This window comes from Methanomethylovorans sp. (genome assembly GCF_041305605.1).
In the GTDB taxonomy this organism is placed as follows: Archaea; Halobacteriota; Methanosarcinia; order Methanosarcinales; family Methanosarcinaceae; genus Methanomethylovorans.
In genome coordinates this window covers 1-24,720 of record NZ_JBFYLB010000101.1, presented here as the reverse complement: position 1 = coordinate 24,720, position 24,720 = coordinate 1, and the positions used below count along the sequence as shown (strand labels likewise).

19 protein-coding genes and 1 pseudogene are annotated in these 24,720 nt (G+C 42.6%); 14 read left to right on the top strand and 6 right to left on the bottom strand.

Going from position 1 to position 24,720, the window contains the following annotated elements; genetic code table 11:
- Positions 1 to 33: 33 nt before the first annotated feature.
- On the bottom strand, positions 34 to 1,626 hold the full coding sequence (locus tag ACCM36_RS06565; protein ID WP_370572951.1) for an FMN-binding glutamate synthase family protein: 1,593 nt from the start codon (positions 1,624 to 1,626) through the stop codon (positions 34 to 36).
- 493 nt (positions 1,627 to 2,119) lie between these two features.
- Between ACCM36_RS06565 and ACCM36_RS06560 the strand changes: the two genes are divergently transcribed.
- From ACCM36_RS06560 to ACCM36_RS06550, 3 genes are all read left to right on the top strand, one after another.
- Positions 2,120 to 4,054: a hypothetical protein gene (locus tag ACCM36_RS06560; protein WP_370572950.1), complete on the top strand. Its 1,935-nt coding sequence runs from the start codon at positions 2,120 to 2,122 to the stop codon at positions 4,052 to 4,054.
- 108 nt (positions 4,055 to 4,162) lie between these two features.
- Positions 4,163 to 5,311, top strand: a complete 1,149-nt coding sequence (locus tag ACCM36_RS06555) for a glycosyltransferase (protein ID WP_370572949.1) — start codon at positions 4,163 to 4,165, stop codon at positions 5,309 to 5,311.
- Between the two features lie 318 nt (positions 5,312 to 5,629).
- Positions 5,630 to 5,944 carry a B12-binding domain-containing protein gene (locus ACCM36_RS06550; protein ID WP_370572948.1) on the top strand — a complete coding sequence of 105 codons (315 nt, stop codon included), beginning with the start codon at positions 5,630 to 5,632 and terminating at the stop codon, positions 5,942 to 5,944.
- Positions 5,945 to 5,967: 23 nt separating this feature from the next.
- Here ACCM36_RS06550 and ACCM36_RS06545 read toward each other — a convergent pair whose 3' ends face one another.
- Positions 5,968 to 6,561 carry a hypothetical protein gene (locus ACCM36_RS06545; RefSeq protein WP_370572947.1) on the bottom strand — a complete coding sequence of 198 codons (594 nt, stop codon included), beginning with the start codon at positions 6,559 to 6,561 and terminating at the stop codon, positions 5,968 to 5,970.
- Between the two features lie 61 nt (positions 6,562 to 6,622).
- Entirely contained in the window at positions 6,623 to 7,516 is an 894-nt protein-coding gene (locus ACCM36_RS06540; protein ID WP_370572946.1) for a hypothetical protein, read from the bottom strand.
- Between the two features lie 260 nt (positions 7,517 to 7,776).
- On the opposite strand from ACCM36_RS06540, the gene ACCM36_RS06535 reads away from it, so the two are divergent.
- The 11 genes from ACCM36_RS06535 (at position 7,777) to mtaB (ending at position 19,584) form a co-directional block, all read left to right on the top strand.
- Positions 7,777 to 8,694: a hypothetical protein gene (locus ACCM36_RS06535; protein ID WP_370572945.1), complete on the top strand. Its 918-nt coding sequence runs from the start codon at positions 7,777 to 7,779 to the stop codon at positions 8,692 to 8,694.
- A 95-nt stretch (positions 8,695 to 8,789) separates the two neighbouring features.
- Positions 8,790 to 9,932, top strand: coding sequence for a pyridoxal phosphate-dependent aminotransferase (locus ACCM36_RS06530; RefSeq protein WP_370572944.1), 1,143 nt, complete (start codon positions 8,790 to 8,792; stop codon positions 9,930 to 9,932).
- Between the two features lie 116 nt (positions 9,933 to 10,048).
- On the top strand, positions 10,049 to 10,546 hold the full coding sequence (locus ACCM36_RS06525) for a metal-dependent transcriptional regulator (protein ID WP_370572943.1): 498 nt from the start codon (positions 10,049 to 10,051) through the stop codon (positions 10,544 to 10,546).
- Between the two features lie 154 nt (positions 10,547 to 10,700).
- A complete protein-coding gene (locus ACCM36_RS06520; protein ID WP_370572942.1) occupies positions 10,701 to 10,937 on the top strand; it encodes a ferrous iron transport protein A in 237 nt (78 codons plus the stop codon).
- A gap of 85 nt (positions 10,938 to 11,022) precedes the next feature.
- Positions 11,023 to 13,011 carry a ferrous iron transport protein B gene (feoB, locus tag ACCM36_RS06515; RefSeq protein ID WP_370572941.1) on the top strand — a complete coding sequence of 663 codons (1,989 nt, stop codon included), beginning with the start codon at positions 11,023 to 11,025 and terminating at the stop codon, positions 13,009 to 13,011.
- 9 nt (positions 13,012 to 13,020) lie between these two features.
- Positions 13,021 to 13,500 carry a hypothetical protein gene (locus ACCM36_RS06510; protein ID WP_370572940.1) on the top strand — a complete coding sequence of 160 codons (480 nt, stop codon included), beginning with the start codon at positions 13,021 to 13,023 and terminating at the stop codon, positions 13,498 to 13,500.
- Positions 13,501 to 13,514: 14 nt separating this feature from the next.
- Positions 13,515 to 13,775 carry a hypothetical protein gene (locus tag ACCM36_RS06505; RefSeq protein ID WP_370572939.1) on the top strand — a complete coding sequence of 87 codons (261 nt, stop codon included), beginning with the start codon at positions 13,515 to 13,517 and terminating at the stop codon, positions 13,773 to 13,775.
- A gap of 221 nt (positions 13,776 to 13,996) precedes the next feature.
- A complete protein-coding gene (locus ACCM36_RS06500; RefSeq protein WP_370572938.1) occupies positions 13,997 to 15,613 on the top strand; it encodes a methylamine methyltransferase corrinoid protein reductive activase in 1,617 nt (538 codons plus the stop codon).
- A 33-nt stretch (positions 15,614 to 15,646) separates the two neighbouring features.
- Positions 15,647 to 16,747 (top strand): GTP-binding protein, encoded by a 1,101-nt coding sequence (locus ACCM36_RS06495; protein ID WP_370572937.1) that lies wholly within the window; start codon positions 15,647 to 15,649, stop codon positions 16,745 to 16,747.
- A 668-nt stretch (positions 16,748 to 17,415) separates the two neighbouring features.
- Entirely contained in the window at positions 17,416 to 18,177 is a 762-nt protein-coding gene (mtaC, locus tag ACCM36_RS06490; RefSeq protein ID WP_370572936.1) for a methanol--corrinoid protein MtaC, read from the top strand.
- 15 nt (positions 18,178 to 18,192) lie between these two features.
- Positions 18,193 to 19,584 (top strand): methanol--corrinoid protein co-methyltransferase MtaB, encoded by a 1,392-nt coding sequence (mtaB, locus tag ACCM36_RS06485; RefSeq protein WP_370572935.1) that lies wholly within the window; start codon positions 18,193 to 18,195, stop codon positions 19,582 to 19,584.
- An 84-nt stretch (positions 19,585 to 19,668) separates the two neighbouring features.
- Here mtaB and ACCM36_RS06480 read toward each other — a convergent pair whose 3' ends face one another.
- From ACCM36_RS06480 to ACCM36_RS06470, 3 genes and pseudogenes are all read right to left on the bottom strand, one after another.
- Positions 19,669 to 21,603: a hydantoinase/oxoprolinase N-terminal domain-containing protein gene (locus tag ACCM36_RS06480; RefSeq protein ID WP_370572934.1), complete on the bottom strand. Its 1,935-nt coding sequence runs from the start codon at positions 21,601 to 21,603 to the stop codon at positions 19,669 to 19,671.
- A 144-nt stretch (positions 21,604 to 21,747) separates the two neighbouring features.
- Positions 21,748 to 22,767 (bottom strand): methylcobamide:CoM methyltransferase MtaA, encoded by a 1,020-nt coding sequence (gene mtaA / locus ACCM36_RS06475; protein ID WP_370572933.1) that lies wholly within the window; start codon positions 22,765 to 22,767, stop codon positions 21,748 to 21,750.
- Positions 22,768 to 22,946: 179 nt separating this feature from the next.
- Positions 22,947 to 24,720, bottom strand: a pseudogene (locus ACCM36_RS06470) (helicase); the annotation flags it as partial.

The following is a 24,720-nucleotide window of genomic DNA, read 5'->3' as shown; positions in this document are numbered from 1 at the left end:
AGAAATAGGAAGAGAGTACATTAGCCAGCTTAATTAGCTGTCAAGTATCTCTTCGGCAATATTCCTGTAGGCATCCATCACATAGGCTATGCCTGAGACCTTTGCGGCTTCTTCTGTCAGAGCCATGAGGTCCTTGCGTGATAATGTGGGCAAACTGAACCTTCTTGAACCAGCCATGAGCTGCTGCAGTCCGACCTTTGTCTTCTGTGCATAAGAGTAGATACCAACAGCACCCAGCGGGATCTCTTTCATATCGTTACCGTATATTTCCTGAAGCTCTTCAAAGTGAATGAAGATCTCTTCAGGTCTGTGCCCGAACTCAGAAACGGTCTTTGGCAGGTCGTCCTCTTTCAGCCAGTTGCCTATATTTTTGCCTACCATGCCTGGTATCATAAGTGCACGGCCCATGCATACTGCCTTGAAGTGTGGTGCGCCCATTGCAAGTGCTTTATAAATTCCATCCTCGCTGGAGAATCCTCCTGCCATAGCAAGGTCCGGTATTCTCTTTCCACGCTTTGATAATTTCTCAGCAAACTCATAGACCAGGGATTGCAGGTAGAATGTTGGTATTCCCCATTCTTCCATCATTGGCCAGGGGCTCATACCGGTACCTCCCGGAGCACCATCATAGGTGAGCAGGTCGATCTTTGCATCGGAGCTGTATTTTATGGCCATTGCAGTCTCTGTCATGGAATAAGCACCAGTCTTAAGGGTGATGCGCTTGAAACCAAGGTCTCTCAATCTGTCGCATTCTGCATGGAATCCCTCTTCGGTAACGAACCCAAGCCTGGAATGTCTCTCGAATTCTCTGATAGCGCCGAGCTTGAATGCTTCCTGCACAGATGCAAGTTCAGGGTCCGGGGTAACGATGTAGCCTCTTTTCTTAAGCTCGATAGCACGGTCGAGATCCTTTACTTTTATCTCTCCGCCAATACATTTTGCTCCCTGTCCCCACTTAAGTTCGATAGTATCCATTTCATGTTTGCTTGAAATGTATTCTGCGACACCGAGGTTCGTGTCCTCTACGTTCATCTGGACAAGCATTTCTCCGTATCCGTCGTAGAACTTCTGGTAAAGGGCTATTCTGCGGTCCATTTCAGGTGATTCTTTCACAAGTCCATCGCTTCCGCGCTTGAGCTGTGGGTCTATGCCACATACGTTCTCACCACAAACTATGGTGACACCTGATATTGCGGCACCAATGGCAAAATGTTCCCAGTTCTTTCTGGCGATATCCGTGGAACCCAAGGCTCCGGTGAAAATGGGTAACTTCATCTTTACTTTCTTATCCCAGCCGTACTCTGTTTCGGTGTTGACATTTGGGAATCTTGCTGTCTCTGGGCCAGGTATCATCCCTTCGGCCATTCCAACTGCACCAACAGCATATCCCTGAATGTTAAGATGGGAATAGTCTATTGGGTAGTTTTTGTCTGCACCAGCAGTGATCTCTCCGAATGGTCCGGGGTAGATAACTTCACGTCCTCTGAAGGATGATTTGAATATCTCACAGTTCCCACGGCACCCATCCACGCAGCGGGTACATATGCCAGACATCGGTACAACGCTCTTTGACCTGTTAAAGGTCCCAGTAGCTTCATTTGCATTTGGCTGTCTTAGATTTGCCATATTTTCACTTCCTCGCAACAACTACCTGCAATGCGGGAGTTGGCCCGCTGGGTCCTAACCATGCAATAGTAGTAGGATAGCGGTTGGCTATTACTATTATTTATAGCTTTTGAAAAAGTGCGCTTCTGTCACTGATTAGTCAGAAGTAGGTAGTCGTATGCAGTATTGTATTATTTAAATTCTTGCCCAATACAAACTTGCATTGGAGAAGTTTCGCTTAGATATGTTGTTACATTTTTACAAATAAAGTTAAATGTAGTAGCCAGTTGAGGATTTGCTGGTATGTCCGAAGCAAGAACAACAAATTTTAGAAAAGATATCATTATAGTATTCTTGAGTTAATTTTATATTCTAAGATGGGGATTTTAAGCCATAAAAGGGAGAGAATAGTACTGTCGTTATAGGAGGCTATTTGACCTATAATGGGAATAAAAGAAGCTTTATCTTTGACGGAGCTACTTAAAAGTCAGTCCCATATTTCAGGAGTCTATAAATGCAGGAAAAGAAAATTGGTACAATTCATAAAGTATTAAGATTTGTTGCAAGTATTTTTCCCCTATTCATCATTGCAATGGTTGCTGCTGGCATTGCGATTGCCTATATTATAGACCGTCCAGATTTTGCAATTAGAGGTTTGTTAGTAGCAGTACCAGCAATATTCTCTGCCGTATTTTTGTCAAAAATGTACAGAAAGGATCTTGGTCATGATGAATCCCTTCTCAAAGGAATTTCTTTGAATCAAAGAACTGCAGTTTTAGCTTTTATAACGCTTTATCTATTGTCTATTGTACTTCTGTTCTTGAGTACCACTAGATCGTGGTATTACTTTGCAACAGTCACATTGATCTATGTATTGATTTTGAATCAGATCTTTTCCAAGTCTTCAAACGCTAATATTATTCTGATCGAACTATTTCTATCTACTTTAAACTTGATCTATAGCGTTACGCTAAAATATCCTCTGTATTTTGGCGGCACTGATATCATGTCTCATATGTTTTTAGCAGAAGTGACAAATCTGTCGGGGCACGTAATTCCGGTAGATCTGAGCACATTTTATTCAAGCTTTCCCCTGTTCCATATTTTAAACTCTGAGTTTTCTTACTTGTTGGGATTAGATGTGCCACACTCCTACTTTATTGGTGCAGGTTTTATCTATTCAGTATTAGTTATTTTTATCTATTATTTCTTAATTAAAACTACAAATAACTCTACTCTAGCCCTTTTATCATGTCTTGTATATTCTGTGAACAGTACTGTTATTTATTATGGGATGTACATGATCACAAGGACTATTGCCTATGCAGGTTTCATCGTAATCCTATATCTGCTGTATAAAAAAGACGCCAATGGTCATGGTTTTGTATATCAGGGACTTGCCGTACTTGTTACGCTCTTTGTGGTGCTTGTCCATCAGGTTTCAGCAGCTCAGATCGCTATTGTACTGTTCCTTCTGTTATTTTGTGAGCGTATCTTGTCTAGTGAAAAATATGTTAATGGTACATATTTATCTTTGTTCTCTGCAATGTTCATTGGGTATTGGTTCTACTTTGCAAATGTGTTCGTGGAAGAACTGTTACAAAGCCGATCTAACCTTCAATTCTATGAAGAATTCCAAATTAAAGATACTGTGCAGATTGGTTATGAGTGGATATATATAATCCAACATCTTGATATATCGGTATTTTTATTCTTTGCTCTAATTGGGATCGGATATCTTCTGTGGGATCGTATCAAAGCTGATAAGAGGAACTATGTGGATTATCTCTCGGTGTTTGCATTGTTTGCTCTACTTACACTCGTACTCTATATCCCAACTCCAATTCAGACCCTGTGGCAAACAATGACCTTATTTAGATTTGATAGGTTTATGTTATTGATAAGTCCATTTATGGCATTTGCTATGGCAGCAGGTATTTATTTGTTATTCAATTATCTGTCTAACAGTGGAAAAAAACCGGTCTGGTTAGTAGTTATTTCTGTATTGTTGGCTGTGTTTGTATTCACCTCGGTTTTGTATAGTGGGCCGGAGTCAAAGGGTTTCTTGTCAGATCCTGTTAGAAAATATTTCACTTCAGATGAGATCGAAGGATTTAATCATTTTATGGACCATGTTGATTCCGGATCTGAATTACACTCTGATTATAATGTAGACCGATTCTTCATTCAAGAGAATTTCAGTAGATCCAAAGAATTTGGATTGCCTTTCTTCAACAGTTACCTGATTTCCGATGTTGAGGAGATTCCAACTTATTATGGATATGTGATCATAAGGCAAAAGCAGTTCTTAAACGGAGGGATATATTTCGGCGGAGACAGCTCGAACTATATCTATGATTCGGAAGATGGTAATGATGCAGCAATGTCAAGTTCATTATCAAAGTATGATAAGATATACTCAAATTCAGGAGTGGACCTATACCGTTAAGATGCTAAGTCTTTGTTCATAACAACTCCCTCCTCTTATACACATATCCTGAAAATATTGTGTATGCTGTCAAGTACTATGATCTTCTAAAGATTGTGTTTGTTTCCCATGGCATCTAAGAAAGGATTTATATTACTGGCTAATGTGCCCTCTTATAGTGTTGTGCAATCCTCAAGGGCTTTACATATATTCAGCGAACTCAAAAAAGAGTTTCAAGATACTTACTTGATCATGCAGTCCAGTGATAAAGATGAGATTGATCTGGATGATCTGATTCAAGTACAGCCTTTCATAAGCATTGATGGCAAATTTTTGTTATTGAAAGGCATACTTTACAGATTGCAATTAACACTTTTTGCATTCAGGTTTGCAATTACCCATCATCGGGATTTTGCTATATTGAGAGGCTATGACTCAATTATGCTATTGGTCCTATTGAAACTCATAGGTGTCAAGGTGTATTCAGATTTCCATGGAAAGTATGATCTGGAATTGTCTCAACGAGGAAGACATCTGAGAAGTTTCGTTGTGAAATTTATCGATGCGATCACTTTGGAACTCAGTGATCGTATGATTGTTGTCAGTGAAGGCATTGAGGCCCAAATACAGAAGTACAAAAATAAGTGCATCTTAATTCCAAATGGCGTTGACATACAAAAGATCGATGATGCAAATACTGGTATCCACACATTGGATCTCAAGGATTATAAGAAGATCGTGGGTTTTGTAGGTAACTGGGAGTCTTTCATGAACGTAGAAGACATGTGCCAGGCAGCCGAATATGTTCCGGACGTTTTGTTCGTAATTGTGGGTGAAGGGTTTAACGCTCCCAAGTTGATGGATACGTATAAGGGCTATGGGAATGTGATCTTCGCAGGCCGCAAACCCCAAAAAGAAGCATTGTCGATCATGCACATGTTCGATATTTGCATTTTACCCTACGATAAAATAGATGCACATTCAAGTTATCCTGGCTTCTTTTCATCCCGAAAGACAAAAGAGTACATTGCTGCCGGTAAACCAATAATTGTTGCTGATGTTATTGGAAAGGAATCCTGCTTGATTCCCGGTTATAACTGTGTTCTATATGAATCCCGAAATCCCAGGGACCTTGCCGATAAGATCTCTGAAACATTCGATAATCCTTCATTGTTTTCTTCCATGGGGAAGAATAACTTTGAAATGCGAGAGCATTTCACATGGAGGTATTTGATTCAAACCTCGGGTATCATTGAGGATCTGCATTGCAACGATTGATTGTGCTCCTTATAAATAGTTCCGTTTCTCAGCAATATTGAATCATCACTCCTTTCTTTACTTTACTCATAAAAAAGTCTGTATACGAAACTTATATATACTATATTTTTATAAAATCTCTCTGATTAATACCCGTGAAGCAAGATACAAATATGGTTCAGATTAAACTGGGTTACTATATACTCTATATGCTTTACACAAGAATATATATTCACAGTTGATAATCTATTTATTTGCCTGAAGTATTTTGCTATTAGAAGGGTTTGAGACCTTTAAAGTATCGTAGAATACAGACGAGAGAAACACCTGATGATAATCATGCAATTTGAAACAGAAGTCACAAACATCCTCGCAAAAGCAAAGAGGGCCGTCATTGAACATGATAACAGCACTGCAGAGCAAGTATCTTATGAGGCACTGGATGCAGGCGTAAGCCTGCTGGAAGTCATAGAACTTGGTTTCATTGAAGGGATGAAAGCCCTTGGTGACCTTTTCGAACATGGGGACATAGATATCCAGGAGATATTCGCAGCATCCGTGACCATGAATATAGGTATTGATGTCCTAAGGCCACACATTGTGGCATCTCCGGACAATATATGTGCATTTGAGGATCTTGTGCTGGGAATCTGAAAACCCGGCACAGATGTTTATTTTCATTGTTTCCTTTCTATGCACCCTGCAAGGGCATCCAGTGTATCGAATATCAATGTTCTTTCTGCAATGAACTCGCAAAGAGGCTGGCCTAACTCCAATAGTGTGCGAATGTTCTGCATCCTGGAGCTTCGGAAGCTTTCCAGTTTATATATGATTCTTTTTCCATTTATACACAAAGGTATTTTCCATGTTGTATCATTTCCTGAAATGATGGGAGTTTCCATTCTTTCCAGGTTATTGGAAACATCAGTTATTTTATAACCTGCTCTCTCCATCTCTTCAAGCTCTTCCAAGGAATGTGGGGTCATTGCCTCTGTTCTTTTAATCAAGGGCTCCGAATCATCAGGAAAGCCAGGAGGAGGTACATTAAAAGCGATGATCGATATATCATCCTTTACCGCCCGCAAGAAAGCATCTATGCTTTGTTCCTCCAGTTGTGCAGGCGATAACTCGTTCTCAATGGCTCTAATATTCGGATCAGGGGAATCGTTCCTGGAAGACTCCATCTCTAAAGGAACATATTCCCAACGTGTTATCCTTGATGTATATCCTGCATTTTTAAGCAGTACATATAGTTGGTATAGGTCGTGCATATTTTACCTTACTAAATCTTCATGTATAGTAATTATAATTTAACGATAATATATATTTGCATTAACTTCTGTCCTTTTGAGAGCAGATCCTAAAAAGGCTTACCACACCATGGCAGTTGCAGGTAGTGGCGATAAAAAAGATATCTTTTGGTGCAATAATACGAGTAATCCTGCTATCACATGTACCAAGTGAATAGACGTATTCAGACATTTCCAGTAGATTCTGTTTCATATCAGCACCTCTCATTGCACCTATACCTGGTTTCATCTGGTAGCTTTCAAAAACCCAGCCTTTTGTATAAGGAAGCAGATCCCGTAGGTAATTTGTTATTGTTTTTGGCTTCTCTCTTCTGAAATTCGGACAAAACTTCTCTGGGCCTGGACATCCATCGGGGCATATCTCTCCCGATCCTGCGTACGATAATATAGTTATTCCCTGTTCAGGATAGAGGCCTGCTACAATATTTTCCGGGAAATGAGATGTGAATTGATCAAAGAACTGTGTAAGATCTTTATCTTCAGGTGTGATGCACATCTCTGTGACAGTTTGTTCTCTTTGATCAGGACAATTGAAGTACTCCTTCACAAGATATGCAGTCACATGGCATGGTATGGCAGGTACGATATATTCAGGCATTCCAAAGGACAGGATAAAAGGGACTGCATTAAGTCCGGCACAATAAAAATAGATATTCGATCTTTCTTTGTTAAGTGGAGATGCTAATTTGCCTTCAAGGAACTTACTAAGGGCATTTGCATCTTTTATGAACTCTGTGCCCGAAGAAGCTGGCGCATTCATATCATTATCTATCAAAAGCACAAGGGGAAAGCTATGCTTACGTGCATGCTCTGTGAAGCTTGTACCGATCTTTCCACCACCCAGTACAAGATAGTATCCCTCTATGATAGGAAGAGATCTTATTCTTTTTATTCTGTCTATTGAGCTCTTCAGCACATAGGCCCTCCTTTAGATTGTCTATTTTTGGTACTGCTGGTACATGTAGTATACGCCTGAGGCAAATTGATACAGGACAACACTCTCATGTAAGAATTTAAAAACATCTCGTTAATATAATTTTTATATACTTTAAATAAAAACGAACAGTTAAATACTATAAAACGAAACTACTTAAAGGGGTTAGATAAAAGAGATTATTGATTAGTGTAGGGTATCTCTCTTTTCTCCCCAGCTTTTGAAATTCGGGAAGTGGTAATATGGCATCGCCGATATTAGATAGTGTGTACACAATGATAGACCAAGTAATAGCATTTATTCCAACATTGTTAGCTGTAATTCTGCTCTTGATAGTAGGAATGATCGTAGGAAAAGCGTTGGGTAGGATCGGATCGAAGATCTTGGACAAGATCGGTCTTGACAATCTCTTGGACAAGACAATAATTGGGAACATGATCAAAAAAACCGGGGGGAGCACAGTTGGATTCTTCGATGCAGTGATCAGATGGTTCATTTATCTGATATTTGCGGTTATTATCATTGATCTGTTGAGGATCCAGGTAGTTGCAGACTTCATTGCTTCGATAATCCTGTTCATTCCTCTAATCCTGTCTGCTTTTGTTACATTATTGGTCGGGCTTCTTGTGGTGGATTTCCTCGCAGATCTCATACGTAATGTACTCATGGCTACGGGAATAGATGACAAACTCGAAAACACTCCCATAGGGACAACGATCAAAGCAAGTGGAATGAAGATCTCAGGTATAATGTCAGGTATTTTTAGAATATTCGGGTACCTCGTCTTCATAGTGGCAGCATTGAATATACTTAACCTGACAATGATTGCACAGCTCATCGAAAGCATGATAAACTATCTGCCAAACCTGTTTGCAGGTGTACTGATACTGATCATTGGCTTGCTTGCTATTGACTTCTTCGCTGACTACATCGGGAATGTCATGAAAGGCATGAAAGTAGAGAATGCTGATATATGGGTACCTGCCTTCAGAGGCATTCTTTCGCTGGTGGTTATGCTCTTAGCCCTGGATGCCATGCTCATAGATACAAGCATATTCTATCTGCTAATGGGTCCCCTTGCATGGGGTATTGCAGTTGTAGTTGCCTTTAAGTGGGGTATCAAAGAGGCAATTGTTGCCTATGCCAGGGAGAAGAAATAATCCCTGTCCCTTTTTTCCTATTTATTATAGTTCCCAATCTTTTTTGCACATTTTAATCCATACATTTTAAGTGTATGAACTCTTATGCTAAGGATATGTTTTCCGGAAACGTGATGGACATGCCCCCTTTCCATGTGATGGAAATACTTGAGAGGGCACAGGAACTGGAGAGGGCAGGGAAGCAGATCATACATCTGGAAATAGGAGAGCCAGATTTTGCCACTGCGCCACATATATGTAAAGCAGCTTCTGCTGCCATGTGCGCAGGTGAGACTAAATACACTCACAGTCAAGGAATCTCGCAACTGCGCGAGGCGATTGCCGACAATTACAATCGGAAATTTGGACTGGAAGTTGAACCTGGGCAGATCATTGTGACTTCAGGAACCAGTCCTGGTCTTTTATTGCTCTTCATAGCCTTGCTGGAGCAAGGGGATGAGGTCATCATGTCAAACCCTCATTATGCATGCTATCCTAACTTTGTGCGTGCTATGCAAGCTAAACCCCATTTCATCTATACAAAAGAAGATAATGGATTCATACTGGAACCACAGGAACTTCACAAGGCCATCAATTCCAAAACAAAAGCAATACTTATCAATTCACCTTGTAATCCCACGGGGCAGGTAATGACTGCAAAGCAGCTTATGGAACTGGCAGAGATTGCTGGTGACGTGCCTATTATATCTGATGAGATATACCAAGGGCTAGTCTATGAGGGTGAAGATCATACCATCCTTGAATATACTGATAATGCTTTTGTACTCAATGGTCTTTCTAAACTTTATGCTATGACCGGCTGGAGATTAGGGTATTTGATAGTACCAAGAGAACATGTGCGCACACTGCAGAAGATTCAGCAGAACTTCTTCATATCCACCAACGCCTTCGTGCAGCATGCCGGTGTAGCGGCACTCACCGGTCCGCAGGATCAGGTCTATGAGATGGTCAGGACATATAATGAACGCAGACGCTACATGCTAAACAGAATAAAGGATATAGGACTTCATGTAAGAGCGCCGCCTATGGGTGCTTACTATGTACTGGCAGATGCCAGGGAATACGGAGCAAGTTCACTGGAACTTAGCTGGAGGATCCTGGAGGAAGCAGGAGTTGCTGTGACGCCGGGTATTGACTTTGGTGACGGGGCTGAAGGATATTTGCGTTTTTCGTATGCCAATAGTATTGAGAACATCGCGGAAGGTCTGGATAGGCTCGAAAAGTACCTCCAAGGATAGTGTATCCTATTGTATCCTATCTTTTTTTAGTCAGTATATAAGTAAATCGCTATACTTAAATAGTAATGCAACTCTCCTTCCAAATGTTATTAGCTTATCCAGCAAGGTAATGTCCCATGACCACTGAAAGAACTGAAGACTATTTGAAGGCTATTGAGAAAATAATCGAAAAGAAAGGTTATGCTCAGGTAAAAGATATATCCAGAGAACTGGACCTCAGTTCCCCTAGTGTCACCGGTATGTTCAAGAAGCTTACTAAAATGGGGTACATCAATTATGAGAAGTATGGTGGGGTCACACTTACCCCTGAAGGGGAAAGGATAGCAAAGAAAACAATGGAAAAGCACAGCACCATTAGGGATTTTTTGCTGATAATCGGTCTTGATGAAGAAATAGCCAATCATGACGCCTGCAGGATCGAACACATACTTACTCCCCAAACCTTCGATAGGTTCACTAAGTTCGTGGAATATATGAACTTAAATCAGGAATTACCTTTGTGTCTTGATCACTTTAAATATTTTTACGACACAGGCGAAAATATAGCTTGTACCCTTTCTTCGCAGGGTGAATGCCCGATACATGGAAAAAAGCATAAGGAAGACCAGAACTGAAAAGCTACCTGGCTATTTATATCTTTTATTTTCCGTATCGCCTTGTTTGTAATTCTTTTGTGTACTTAAATAAATTAGCTAATCCGAAATTGCTATATATCTAAAACCATGTTTAATGCTCAAAGAAGGCAGTTAGTTAAGAAAAGGGAAATGCATGGTGGAAAGCACGCTCAATAATCTTCAACCCGGAGAAAAAGCAAGGATAATTAAAGTACTTGCTAAAAGCACTGTAAGAAGGAAGCTCATGGATATGGGCTTGGTCCCAGGTTCAGAAATAGAAGTTATAAGAACTGCTCCGTTGGGTGATCCCATTGAGTTTCGGATAAAGGGTTATAGCTTATCCATAAGAAAGCAAGAAGCTGTAAATATTGTGGTAGACAAAGTCGACTAATTACAGATGCACCGGTATATTCTTAATGAGGTTCAAATTTTGATGCTTCCTGTTTTTGTAGATCGATGTGAGGAGGGAGATAGAAATGGAAAAAATAAAAGTGGCCCTCACAGGTAATCCTAATGTAGGTAAGACTACTCTATTCAATGTGATCACCGGTTCCAGGCAACATGTGGGAAATTGGCCAGGAGTTACAGTTGAAAAGAAAAGTGGTTTCAAACTATACAAGGGATACGAGATAGAGGTCGTCGATCTTCCTGGCACTTATAGTCTCACTGCTTATTCTCTTGACGAGATCGTGGCGAGAGATTTTATTGTGGATGAAAGGCCGGATGTAGTGGTACAGATAGTGGACGCTACAAACATTGAACGAAATTTGTACTTGACCACACAACTCATGGAACTTGGCTCAAAAATGGTCATTGCTCTTAATATGTACGATCTGGCAGAAGAAAGGGGGGACAAGCTGCATGTAGGGAAAATGGAGAAGATCCTTGCAATGCCTGTTGTCCGCACAATCGCGAGCAAGAACATAGGTATATCTGAACTTCTGGATACTGTGATAGCTGAAAAGCAAAAGGAAAAGCACCATGGACGGGAGATTGGTTATGGTGATGCGATAGAATCCAGTATAATCGAGATTGAGAAGGTGCTTTCTCAGGAGCCGGATCTTGCCTCAAGGTATCCTCTGCGGTGGCTGGCAGTGAGGCTGCTGGACGGTGATGAGAACATTCTGCGTAAGATTGCCGGAAGTTCCATAACCACACAGATCAAAGCTATCCTTGCAAGTCTGGACATAGAAGAATATGAAGCTATGATGGCAGACAAAAGGTACGAGGTCATAAGTGCCATGTTCCCTCAGATGTGTGAGCGCTGCATGACCCGGATGACAACTTCAGATATGATAGACAGGGTCATGACCAATAAGTACCTCGGAATTCCTATATTCCTCTCTCTTATGTGGGGTGCCTTTGAACTTACTTTCAGCTTTGCTACTCCATTTATGACAATCATTGAAAGGATATTTGTATGGCTGGGTGAGGTTTCGGCAGTTTACATACATCCCGGGTGGCTTGCATCACTGGTGGGGGAAGGTATTATTGGAGGTGTCGGCTCAGTGTTCGCATTCATACCCAACATCTTTATACTTTTCTTCTTGCTTTCTATGCTTGAGGACAGCGGATATCTGGCCAGAGCTGCTTTTATTGTAGACCGGATCATGTACAAGATCGGATTACAGGGTAAGTCATTTATTCCCATGTTACTGGGGTTTGGATGCAATGTGCCTGCTATTATGGCCACCCGAAGTATAGAGGACAGGATGGATCGCATGGCCACTATAATGGTGGTTCCCTTCATTTCCTGCGGAGCAAGATTACCTATTTATATACTGTTTGCTGGTACTTTTTTTAGCGAAAATGCAGGGACTGTTATCTTTTGTATTTACCTGCTGGGTATCCTTGTAGCTGTAGCCTCTGCAAAGTTATTGCGCACTACTACTCTTAAAGGTCATCCAGCTCCATTTATCCTGGAGCTTCCGCCATACAGGGTCCCAACCCTTAAGACCAGCATACGCCACATGTGGGACAATGGTTCGATGTATATTCGAAAAGCAGGAACTATAATCCTGGGAGGCTCTGTTGTGATCTGGCTGCTAGCGGCCTTGCCGTGGGGAGTTGAATATGGTAGTGAAGATAGTTTGATCGGCATGATAGGGCATGCTATTCAGCCTCTTCTAGGTCCGCTTGGTTTCGACTGGAAGCTGTCTGTTTCTTTGCTATTTGGATTTGTTGCAAAGGAGATAGTGGTGGCGTCTCTGGGAGTTCTGTACGGGGTTGGTGATGATCAATTTGCACTAACAGACAGCCTGCTTGCTGACCCGCACTTATATCAGATCACGGCACTGAGCTTGATGGTTTTCAGTCTACTGTATATGCCCTGCATAGCAGCAGTGGGAATAATTAAAAAAGAGACCGGATCATGGAAATGGACTGCCTTTTCTGTCGCATATGGATTAGCTGTTGCCTGGTTGCTGGCCTTTGTAGTGTTCCAGGGAGGAAATCTGCTTACATGAGGGATGTATATGAAACATGATCCGGGAACATTAAGAGAAAAAATGCTATTTGCATCTATTACTGGCTTCTTGTATGTATTGGCAGGCAGCATCCAGCTTGTATTGAGCATATGTGCTATGTTTGATATCAGTTTAGTACATTCCCTTGAAAATACTGCATTTGGATTTCTTTTTGCTCCTTCCGATCTGATGGGCAGTTTGGTACTAGTGCTTATTGGCAGCATCTTTCTGTACGGCTTAATGGAAATAAGAAGCGGACTGAAAGAAGGTATCGCTTATGTATATGTAGGCATACTAATTTCACTAATATTTACAACTGTTTATATGCTTGTGATGACTGGCAACTGGATGGAATCATATTTGTTGAATGATCCTGAAATGACTGGCTGGAGCTTCGGTGATGATTTCAGGCCAGCCATATATCTTGGTATATTGTCATTGGGTGGATACTTTCTGTGGAAAAAAGATTTCAGGGGAATGCAAAAATAAACTAGGGATTTCGTATGATAGTTGACATATTGAGGTATATATTTGTTGAACGCCTTTCATTAAATGAGGCTGCTCTTCTGATGGGTATGTCAGGAGAGCAGTTAAAAGACCGTCTAAGGATCATGGAACAGATGGGCTACTTAAGAAAAACAGAGGCATATGTTTCTCATGGGTGTGGTTCATGTTCTTCATGCACGGTGTGTCTAACAGGAGATATGAGTAGTGAACAATATATGCTTACTGATAAAGGGTCAAGACTAATTGAAAAGGAATAATGTATCCTACTCTACCATAAGTGGCGACCAACACTATAATTAATAGTATATCAAAGTATGTAGCTACTGACTTTATTTGACAGTAGTCTTTGGAAATCAACTGCCTGTTCAGTAGGAAAAAAGGATCAGACTGTTTTTTTGCAGGATGTAAGGTAAAAGAATATATAGTTCACAAATAGAAAATACATCATTTATTTAGAACACGTATCCGAGGAACAAAGATGAGACTAGGTGTTGCAGTAGATATAGGAACCAGTGGGATCCGTGCACAGAAGATCGATCTTGATACCGGGGAGATCAAAAAGACAGTTATTACACTGAGAAACCCGCTTCCGGGTGCAAATATCATGGACCATATGGATTTTGCTATTAACTATGGACAGGATCTTGCACATGGACTTCACGTGAATGCTGTAAGGAAAGTCATCGAACAGCTTGGGATCAAACCGGAGGAACTTGAAAGGATAGCAATTTGCGGTAATCCAATTCAGTTATCCATCTTCCAGGGCATACCCATTGATGACCTTGCATACGCAGGTGAAAGGAAAAAGGAAAAATTGAACATCAAAGAGCAAAAAAGAGACGCAGTAATCTTAAATTGTAGCGATGTGCCCGGTCTTGAGGTATATCCGAATGCCACCCTGAGGGTTCCGCCAGCCATAAGGCATGAAATAGGTGCGGATGCTCTTGCTCTCATCATTAAATCTGGTTTCCTGGACGCCAAAGATATTTCCATAGCCACTGACTATGGAACTAATGCCGAGATGGCACTGATAGTTGACGGTACAATTTACACAGGTTCTGCTGCAGCAGGCCCTGCGCTGGAAGGACAGCAGATCGCACATGGAAAGCTTGCATCCCCCTTTGTTATTGCCGATGTGGAGTTTGAAAATGGTAATCTCAGGAACTACGTGCTTGATGAGGAAATGAACACCATAAAGGCAAAACTCGTGGACCCAAAGACCGGAGAGGTCATCGAAGACCATCCACTTAAAGCAAAGGGCATAACAGGAACCGGTGTAATTGCGGTCGTTGATGCTGGTATGAAGAATGGGATCATACAACTGCCTAAGATCAATACTCCTGATCATAACTTGCATTTGCAGGATAAGGTGATGTTCTTTGAGAAGGACGTAAGTGAAGCAGGACTTGCAATGGGTGCTCTCCGTGCTGGGCATCTTGCTTTGTGTAAAGCTGCGGGTATCGAAATGAGTGATATACGCAAAGCATACATGTCTGGTGCTGCCGGAACATACATGGATGCGATCAAAGCTCATCACGTAGGTATGGTGCCTTTCAATGTGGATGAAGTAATACAAATAGGTAACACTTCACTTTCTCTTGCCAAGGAAATATTGATTTCGGAGGAAAGACTCTGGGAATTGCAGGCAATCGCAAAGAAGATCCTGAGCAATCATATCATGTTCGCAACTGATCCTGCATTCAAGGAAGCCTATATCCAGGAAATATCCTACTGGACTGAAGGCATGCCCTTCAAGATGCTCCAGAAAATGCTCAAGAAGAAAGGGCTGCCTGTTCTGGAAGAGGCTTCAAAGATAGTTAAAGTGGACAGGCGTGTACAGAGAGATATACCTGTGTTGGGTGAAGAAGGTCTTGAAGTACTGGACCAGGTGGGAACTTATCTCACGATGAAAGTGGACTGCCCGGAGTGCAAGAAGTGTGTCAAGGTGTGTCCAACTGATGCCCTTACTATAGATGATGATGGTCTTGTGATGATCAGGTCTGACCTATGTGATGGCTCTAATTGCAAGAGATGTATCAGGGCATGCCCACCGGATAAATTCCAGTGGAAGAACCTGAAGGTAATGGAGATATAATTCTCCACTTTCTTTTTTAGGGACGGTATTTCAATGAGAGTATTAGTTATTGGTGGGTTTTTAGGTAGTGGTAAGACCTCGACAATCATAAGACTTGGCAAAGAGCTCAGTGCTCAGGGAAACAAGGTCGCTGTCATCGTGAATGAGATCGGTGAGATAGGGATCGATGGAGATGTTATTTCCAAGTATGGGCTGGATACTACTGAACTTACCAGCGGTTGCATCTGCTGCAGCCTTAAAGTGAACATGAAGATTACTATCTCTCTGCTCATGAAGGATTTTCAGCCGGATATTTTGCTTATTGAACCCACCGGCATTGCTTTCCCTCAGGTGATCAAGAATGAGATAAATCTGATGGATCTAAAAGGTACGGTGGTTGCACCATTGGTCACACTGATTGATGGTAGCAGGTTCAAGCAGCTCATGAAGGAGGTCAAGCATTTCTCGATGCGCCAGATCATCGATGCAGATATCCTGGGAATCAATAAGGTTGATCTTATGGAGCCACTTCAGATCTCCATAGTCGAGGCTTCGGTGCAGCAGCTGAATCCAAAGGCCAGGGTTATCCAGCTTTCTACAAAGCTGCAGGACGAACATTGGTACAATTTTATCAGGTTAATATTAGAAGAAGACACAGCCGGAAAAATTGCTGGTAAGCTTCGAACAGTTAGTCCGGAATTACAGGCTATGGAAGGGGGACAGGTCGGTGATGAAAGTATGGATTCCATAGAAGCTTCGGGGATTAGCAGTTATGCCACAGAGTTCATTGTGGCTGGTGAGACTATACTCTCCGATGTTGCTCGGACTGTTGTGCAGGATACTATGGGAATGATCAAAGCCAGAGTACTGGAACACAGCCCTGAGTTTGTGGGCCACATTAAGATGTTCCTGGAAAATGGTAGTGAGACCGTGAAAATGAACATTACGGCCCATTATGAGGAACCAATCATGGAACTCATAAGTTCAAATACCGAGGTCCCCAGGTTCAAGATACTGTCTGCGGTTTCCAACATTGATAAAGCGATTTTGATGGATATAGTTGATTCCAGTGTTATCGAGGCATTTGAATTAAAAGGCATAACTGTCCATAAAAAGAGTGGAAAACACCAACATCACGTTTCTTTGAGTTTATGATGTTTAGATGGGCTAAAGTTAAGCACACAACATTATTTTTTTTAGTTAAGGCTTTTCTCCAGCCGATCGAAAAAGTGCATATATTTAAATCTTTTTGTTGGGTGCTGTTTTAACAATGGACTTTATACCAAAAGTTGACGCATTTTGTACCACAACTAAAAAAAGAAATTTCGTATGAATGTATGAGGTGGGTACTTGGGTATATATGTAAACTCAATAAGGCTTCTATACGATGCATGTATCTACTGGGATATTCCAATTAAGACGTGAATAGAAGGTTTTAGAAGCTTTTTAGGGGTAAAAAGCTTTTATAATACCCTTAATTCAGAAAATATTAAAAAATGGCTAATTTAAAGCCTATTTAAGTTTCTTTTAAGCACGTATTCATTAAACAGCTCCAAATTATTATTTTAATTTAAAAAATAGATTTTTATTAAAATTATCCGGTATATCAATTTAAAATATGGTTGCAAAAAAGGCGTTAACCGCAATACTTATATGTGCAGTAATTGTAGTTGCTTATGTGGTAAGGAAGGAAAACAGGTAGAAGATGTAAGGTGTAAGGGGATAACTCTCATTACAGCTTCTTCGTTCTGTTATCTAATTGCCACATGTTTAAGTTGCTGTGCATTTATGCATGCAACATGAACCAATAAGGAGGTAAACAAATGGATTTAGACCCCAGTAAAATACTAATTAGGTACAATGTGCAGATGGAGAAAGCACAGACACCTGAGGACATGGCCGCTGAGAAATACCCAAAAGCTGAGCCAGCTAAGTCAATATCCAAAGCAATCTTTGAGGGCGAAGAGGACGATGTCGTCGAAGGCCTCAAGAAGGCAGTGGCTGCCGGTGCAAACCCAATCAAGATGATTGACGATGTACTGATGCCAGGAATGAAGATCGTTACAGACCTGTATGACATTGGTGTAGTTTTCCTGCCAAACGTGATGATGTCAGCAGATGCAATGCTCGCAGGTATCGAGTACTGTAAAGAGAAATCCGGTTCAGCCCCAGTTCCAAAGGGCAAAATCGTCTGCCACGTAGCAGAGGGTGACGTTCACGACATTGGTAAGACAATCGTCGCAGCCCTGTTAAGAGCAGCAGGCTATGAGGTAGTAGACCTTGGCCGTGATGTTCCAGTAGATGAGGTCATTGCAGCTGTAAAGAAAGAGAAGCCAATGATGGTCACTGGTACAGCACTCATGACAACAACAATGTATGCCTTTAAGGAAGTAAACGACAGGCTCCTTGAAGCCGGCATAAAGGTACCATTCCAGTGTGGTGGCGGAGCTGTGAACCAGGACTTCGTAGTCACATATGAGCTTGGTGTCTATGGTGAGGAAGCCGCAAATGCCCCACAGATGGCAGATATGATCCTCGCAGGAAAGAGCTTGAAGCAGCTTAAAGAACACTTCCACATGCATTAAATTGAGGTGACAATAATGACAGTAAAAAGATACACTGATATGGCATACACCAAGGCCGACGACATGCTCTTCGGTAACGCAAAGCACCCCGTAAAGGCAAAGTTAGGTCTGGAAGTCGGTGCCGGCTATGTTACAGCCGAGGTTAACTACGCACCAAGGCCAGAGGCCGGACAGTCAAAGGAGAAACTGATCTCCGAATACCGCAGGCTCACAACTGACATCCTTGCAAGGGCTGTACAGATTGGTTTCCCATCTATCTCACTCGAGACAGAACACGTGCAGCAGATGACCAACAACCCCGCATGGGGAGGCGAAATTGCTCACGTTCAGAAGACCATCCTTGAAGAATACCATGAAGAGTATGGTATAAAGTGCGGTCTCAGGCACACCCCTGGTGATATCCGTGAAGAGCGCGACTACCTTGCACTCATCGGTCCAAAGTACGACTTGCTCATGGAATCCTTCGAAGCAGTTGCAGAAGGCGGAGCAGACTTCCTGTCCATCGAAACAATGGGTGGAAAAGAAGTCCTAGACTACGCAATCCTGAGAAACGATGTACCAGGTTTGATCTACTCAATAGGATGCCTTGGCTCCCTTGATATGACCATGATCTGGCAGGACATCGCCAAGATCGCCCAGAAGAAGGGTGTAATCCCTGCTGGTGACACTGACTGTTCACAGGCAAACACCGCAATGTTCATTGCAGGTGGACTGCTTGACAAGAACCTTGCTCACACCCTCGCAATCATTGCAAGGACTATCTCTGCAGGAAGGACACTCTGTGGATATGAAGCAGGTGCAAAGGGTCCAGGTAAGGACTGTGGATACGAGAACACCATTGTGAAGGCCATTTCCGGTGTTCCAATCGCCCAGGAAGGAAAGTCCGCAACATGCGCACACGCTGATGTCATGGGTAACCTGACAATGCAGTGCTGTGACCTCTGGTCCAACGAGTCTGTCGAATACCACGGTGAATTCGGTGGTACCTCAGTCCAGTGCTGGGCACAGACCCTGAGCATGGATGCAGCACTCATGAACGTTGCACTCAACACCGGAAACGGAAAGGTGCTCCGTGACATGATGATGATGTCCGACAGGTACAGAGACCCACAGGGCTATGTTCTTGCATACGACAACGCATGGAAGGTTGGTAAGGCAATTTCCAAGAACGGAAACGACCTGTACCTCCGTTCAAAGAACGCTGCAGTTGAGACAGTCAACATCCTTAATGCCGCAAAGGCCGAGGGTAAGCTGCAGATGTCCCGCTTCGAAATAAATGCACTTGCAGACGCAGAGAAGGCAATCAATGCACTCACCGACGAGTCCGACAAGTTCATGAGCGACATGCTCGCACTGTACAAGTCCGAAGTAAAAGTATTCAAGCCAGAAGCGAACTACAAGTTCTAAACTTGAGTTCCTTTCTTTTTTCTTTTTTTTGTGAACTTAGTGTCCCATAACTTATGTTTTGTATTCTAAAAATGGGGCTAAAGATTAAGAGTAATTTTTACCCTTAGGGAAACCCACGGCCATAATTACTATCTTTGTCTCAAGGGGAGCATGTTTCCAGTCCTCTGGAGAAAATAATTGCTGTGAGAACTCTATATCCATATTGTGTTTACTTACTCCACAATCATCCATGTATTCGTTCACTATCTGGGTGCCAATCCTCTTTGCATAGTCCAGAGCTTCACTGTAAGTTTCTGCCTTTTGCCTTCCGGATGGAGAAAACACCAGGTAATTCCTGTCAGGTTCTGATATTGAGAAAGGGCGAATGAAAATTTCCACTCTCTTTATTCCCTTTCCAAAAAGAGCACCTGCTGCATTTCCCACTGCTGCATGTTCCGGGACCCTAATATCGGCATCTATTATTTTCGAAAGATCCTCTTTGAAAGAAGTCACTGGTCCACCTAGCATTACTACAGGCATATTCAGCTTGAAAAGAGCCGGAAACTCACCATTGATTATCTGCTCTATTCCCTTTCTATCAACATCCTTCAGCAAGAAATACATTAGGTCAAATGCAATGCTATGGACCATCTTTGCCTTTACGGCAAGTGCAAATCCCAGAGCATCTTTCTTTATTAGACGGGATAGGTGGCTTGCCCCTATAAAAGCGGCTTGTGTGTTCCAGCGGGTATACTCTCCTAGTATATGCAGCGCATCCGTGGGGGTAAAACCTATAGGTTGTATCAGCCTTTTACTTACAAGGGCATCAAGAATGACTGAAGAAGGATATTTGTGAGAAGAGGATGCGATCTCTTCTATAGTTAAAGGTTCATTACCAATGACACTCAGCACTTCAGTCTCAAATTCATCCAGTTCGATTGGTTCAAACCCTGTCCTTATATAGAATCTTGCCGGCTGGATGTTCATATCCAGTGAACTGCGTGAGGGTATTACGCATCTTTTCAGTTTATCAATGAACATGGGATATCGTTCAGCAGCCAGGCATAAAGGTATCACTCTTCTGGGACCTATGAATATATGTTTACTCTTTACCCATACCTGACTATCCCCTCCCAAGGCAGACGTTTCCATCCTGGTAGCCCTTACCCTGGTCTTCCAGCCTCCAACTACAGCGCCTGTATCGGTAATTTCAGGTACGCCATCTATCACACTGGATACATCTGTACTTGTTCCTCCCACATCAATTACAGCACAAGTATCCAGTCCGCAGAGGTAAGAAGCACCTACAAGACTTGCTGCAGGGCCTGAAAAAATAGATTCTATCGGTTTTTCCAGAGCTTCCCTTATACCAATTACGGTTCCATCACACTTCAACATTATCAGCCTTGCATTCATTTCCCTTCTCTGTATTTCGTTTATCATAGAATCAATGAAGCTGCGACAAATAGGTAAAAGCTGAGCATTAAGCGTGGCAGTGACAGCCCGTTCATAAGCACCCAGATCCTGAGAAAGTTCATGACCGCATACAACAGGCAATCCTGTAGCCTCACGCACTATCTCCCTAACAGTAAGTTCATGCTCGGGGTTGCGTATGCTGAAAAATGAAGATACTGCAAAAGCAGATACGAACTCTTTCACCTTCAAAGCAAAATTCTTTACGGCTATACAATCCAAAGGCATGTTTTCTTCTCCATCGAATGTATGGCCTCCGGTAACCATTGTGTAATGCTTTGCAGGGTATGTTCCTTTGGTTGGATGATCACCTACCAGTATCAGAGCTACCGGACTTCCTGTTCCTTCGAGCACAGTGTTCGTTGCAAGTGTGGTTGAGACAGAAACAAGACTTACTTTGTCAAGATCATCAGTTCGAAGGCCATCTATAGCATCACGAATTCCTCTTATGAGATCAGGATATGTAGTAAGGGCCTTACTTGTGGCCACTATCGAACCGTCTGTATCCTTTACAAGAACTGCATCAGTATATGTTCCTCCGGCATCAATTCCAAGGCTGAATTTCATGATCTTACCCTATCTATAATTGCTATATTAAATGGGAGCACGCAAATTAAAAACTCCGTTTAACTGTTTCCCTAAGCAGAAAATTTTGTCCTTCAAAAAAGAAAAGGTATGTGGTCATGAAGACCACAAATAATGCAAAAGATTTTACTTGTAATATTCGTTCCTTGCTTCGACCATTGCCTTAAGGTTGGCAACAGGGGTGTCCGGTGCGATACCGCAACCTGGTGCAAGTACATCCACGCCTGCCTTTAGAGCAGTTGTGGCTGCTTCCTTTACCTTTTCAGGTGTGCCTGCAAGCAGAACGAAGGGGCTTGACACGTTACCACAAATGGATACTTTGCCTGCAACCTTTGCCTTTGCGCCTGCCATGTCCTTTACCTTCTCTTCGATACTAATGGATACAAAGCCACAGTCTGCCATTGCGGGGATAATTGGAGTTACATCACCGCAGATGTGAAGGATCATTGGAACCTTTACTGCTGCTGCGAACTTCTGGAGCCTTGGCTTGAGGTCTGCTTCAAAGGCAGCTGGTGCCATGAGGTCAGGAGAAGCTACTGGGTCTGGTACACTGATCACATCTGCACCAGCATCTGCCAGAGCATTTGCGTATGCAATGCATGCGTCAGTTGCGAAGTCGAGTATGGTGTTGTAAGAAGCCTTGTCCTTTATGGACCATTTCATGAACCTCTTGACACCACAGAGGTCTGATGCAAGGGTGATCGGTCCTTCCATACCTGCTATTACAGGAACCTTTCCATCTGTCTTCTGCTTAAGGATCTTCATTGCTTCCAGTACAGTGGGAATTCTGCCCTGTGCAAGGAGGTTCTCAGGCATCTTCAGGTTTGCAACACTGTCCGGGTATGGGTGGGCTGTAACAGATGGCTGTCTGTTCTTTGTACCCATGTTGACCTCACAGCCCATTGCCTGAGCAAGAACTGTAAGACAGTATGGTGCCCTTACGCCCTCAAGACCACAGACTTCGTATGAAGCATATGCGAGTTCTGCCATGAGCTTTGCATCGCTGTGTGCTTCTGGCCATGCAGCGCCTGTCTTGTCCATGAGCTCGACAATAGCGGTCTGTGTAACAGACAGAACTGGGACCTTGTCGACTTCCTCACATTTCAATGCTTTTAAAAACCTTTCCTTCATGTTTAAGTCGCTCATAATTAATCCTTCTCTCCAATTAAAGAGTTAGTCACCTGAATTTGCAATACATCAAATATAAAACTATTGGGAATAGTACTTTATACTGGACGAAATATATATTTCTGCTCAAAAACGGTAAAATACCTTTATATTGTCAGGCTTCTCCTTCTGAAGCAGATGAGCATTTAACTGCAATATCAATCCCAGAATCTCTTTGTTTTGGCATAGTTGCGCTCTGCTCCCAGAATGTCCCTGTAGAAATCCTCTTCATCAGACCTGTTCTTCTGTATGATGCGGGAAGCCGTTTCCGGACCTACTCCTCTGGAAGCAAGAGCAATGACAGCCTTTTGTCCATGGGCCCTTACAAAATTAGCGTTCCTATATACTCTTCGGATGCGTTTCACATCTTCATTGGAGGTAGAGCTATTATATTTTTTCAAGATGTTGATCTCTTCCTCTTCCCATGGTTTGAGGGCAGCCACCATTTTAGATCCACATACAGGGCATTTGATATCATCCGGAACGTTCATAACTTTTCTGTGGGACACCCACTTTTTACAGTGCACACAGAACAATATGATATTATCATGCATGATGCGCTCTTTCAAGGCAAGCACAATAGACCTGTCAGCCTTCTCCGGAGCTACAAGATCACGTTTCATAGAGAATCCGGATGAGCCGATAGGTGTTGGGCCACTGATTTCCATTTGAAGAGCACCGGAAGATATCAAGGATAAAACCTCGCGGGCTTTTTCTATATCCAGCATGTCGTGCAGGATCTCCCGGATAACTTCATCGTACATGGAAGTGCCTTTGTATATTTCAAGGAGCTTTTTCATGCTGATCCTGTCATAATCCAGATCTTTGCTCAATGCTCCGAACTTTCTGGCAACGTGCACCATTTTCCATTTCATAAGAGACGTGTTCTTGAGAGTCATCTCTATGACAGGTTCAATATGGTCAGGCCCAATATCAAGTATCATCGACTTTATATCAACAGGTTTGAGCCTTCTTGGTCCCTGTAGACGTATGCGGTAAGGGTCTATTTCCTGCACCACACTGCTTCCAAAGCGTGCCGCAAGCAATGCTGTCAGTACTTTGGCTAAGGTTTCATTAGTATTATGACCAAAACAAGCATTAACGACAACTGCATCTTCATCACTTTCGATGACTAATGTCTTATCGTCCGGCACTTTAAGCCCGGCTGCAACATGCCCAGCCACAAGCGAGATTCCCTCTAAAGCACCTGCCATGTCAACATGGTACTTGCGCATAAGCTCTTCTGCTATTTCTTCTTCTGGAATGTTCCGTAGAAGTGAATCCCTTATAAAAGCACGAAGACGTCCAACCGCCTGAGCAACATCAAAAGGTACAGGTATTTCCTCTCCCACCCAGCTGGGGATCTCACCCTTTGCCTTAACGGGCTCCACTTTTATCCTGTCCCTTTCGGTGTCAATGTCTATAACCCGCCACATGTCACCTTTAGTGATGAACACAGCACCAATAGTTGCAGACGTTACAACAAAAGCCTCATCCAGCATTCCGACAGGCCTGCCGGAAACCATATCGAATACTTCGTACTTTTTCTCATCGGGTATCATGGACAGGTTCTCATAATAATACTGCCAGCTCTTTCGCCGCCTTCCCAGTACGCTTGAACCTTCTTCTCTCCACACCAGCCGATATTCTGTGACCTGTTCCACAACACGTTCCAGTTCCTGCAGGGTCAGGTCACGGAAAGGATAAGCTCTCCTGAAGATCGAATGCAGGCGTGAAATGTCAAGTTCTCCGAAATCAAGTACCATTCCGGATATCTGGTTGGCCAGCACGTCCAGAGCTCCTGTTTGTATTGATATCTCTTCCGCCTTCCCTTCGAGAGCATACATCACGATCATCATGCTCTCTGCAACGTCGTCCTGTCCCACCGCGAGAATGGTACCTCTGGAAATCTCGTGTATCCTGTGCCCTGCG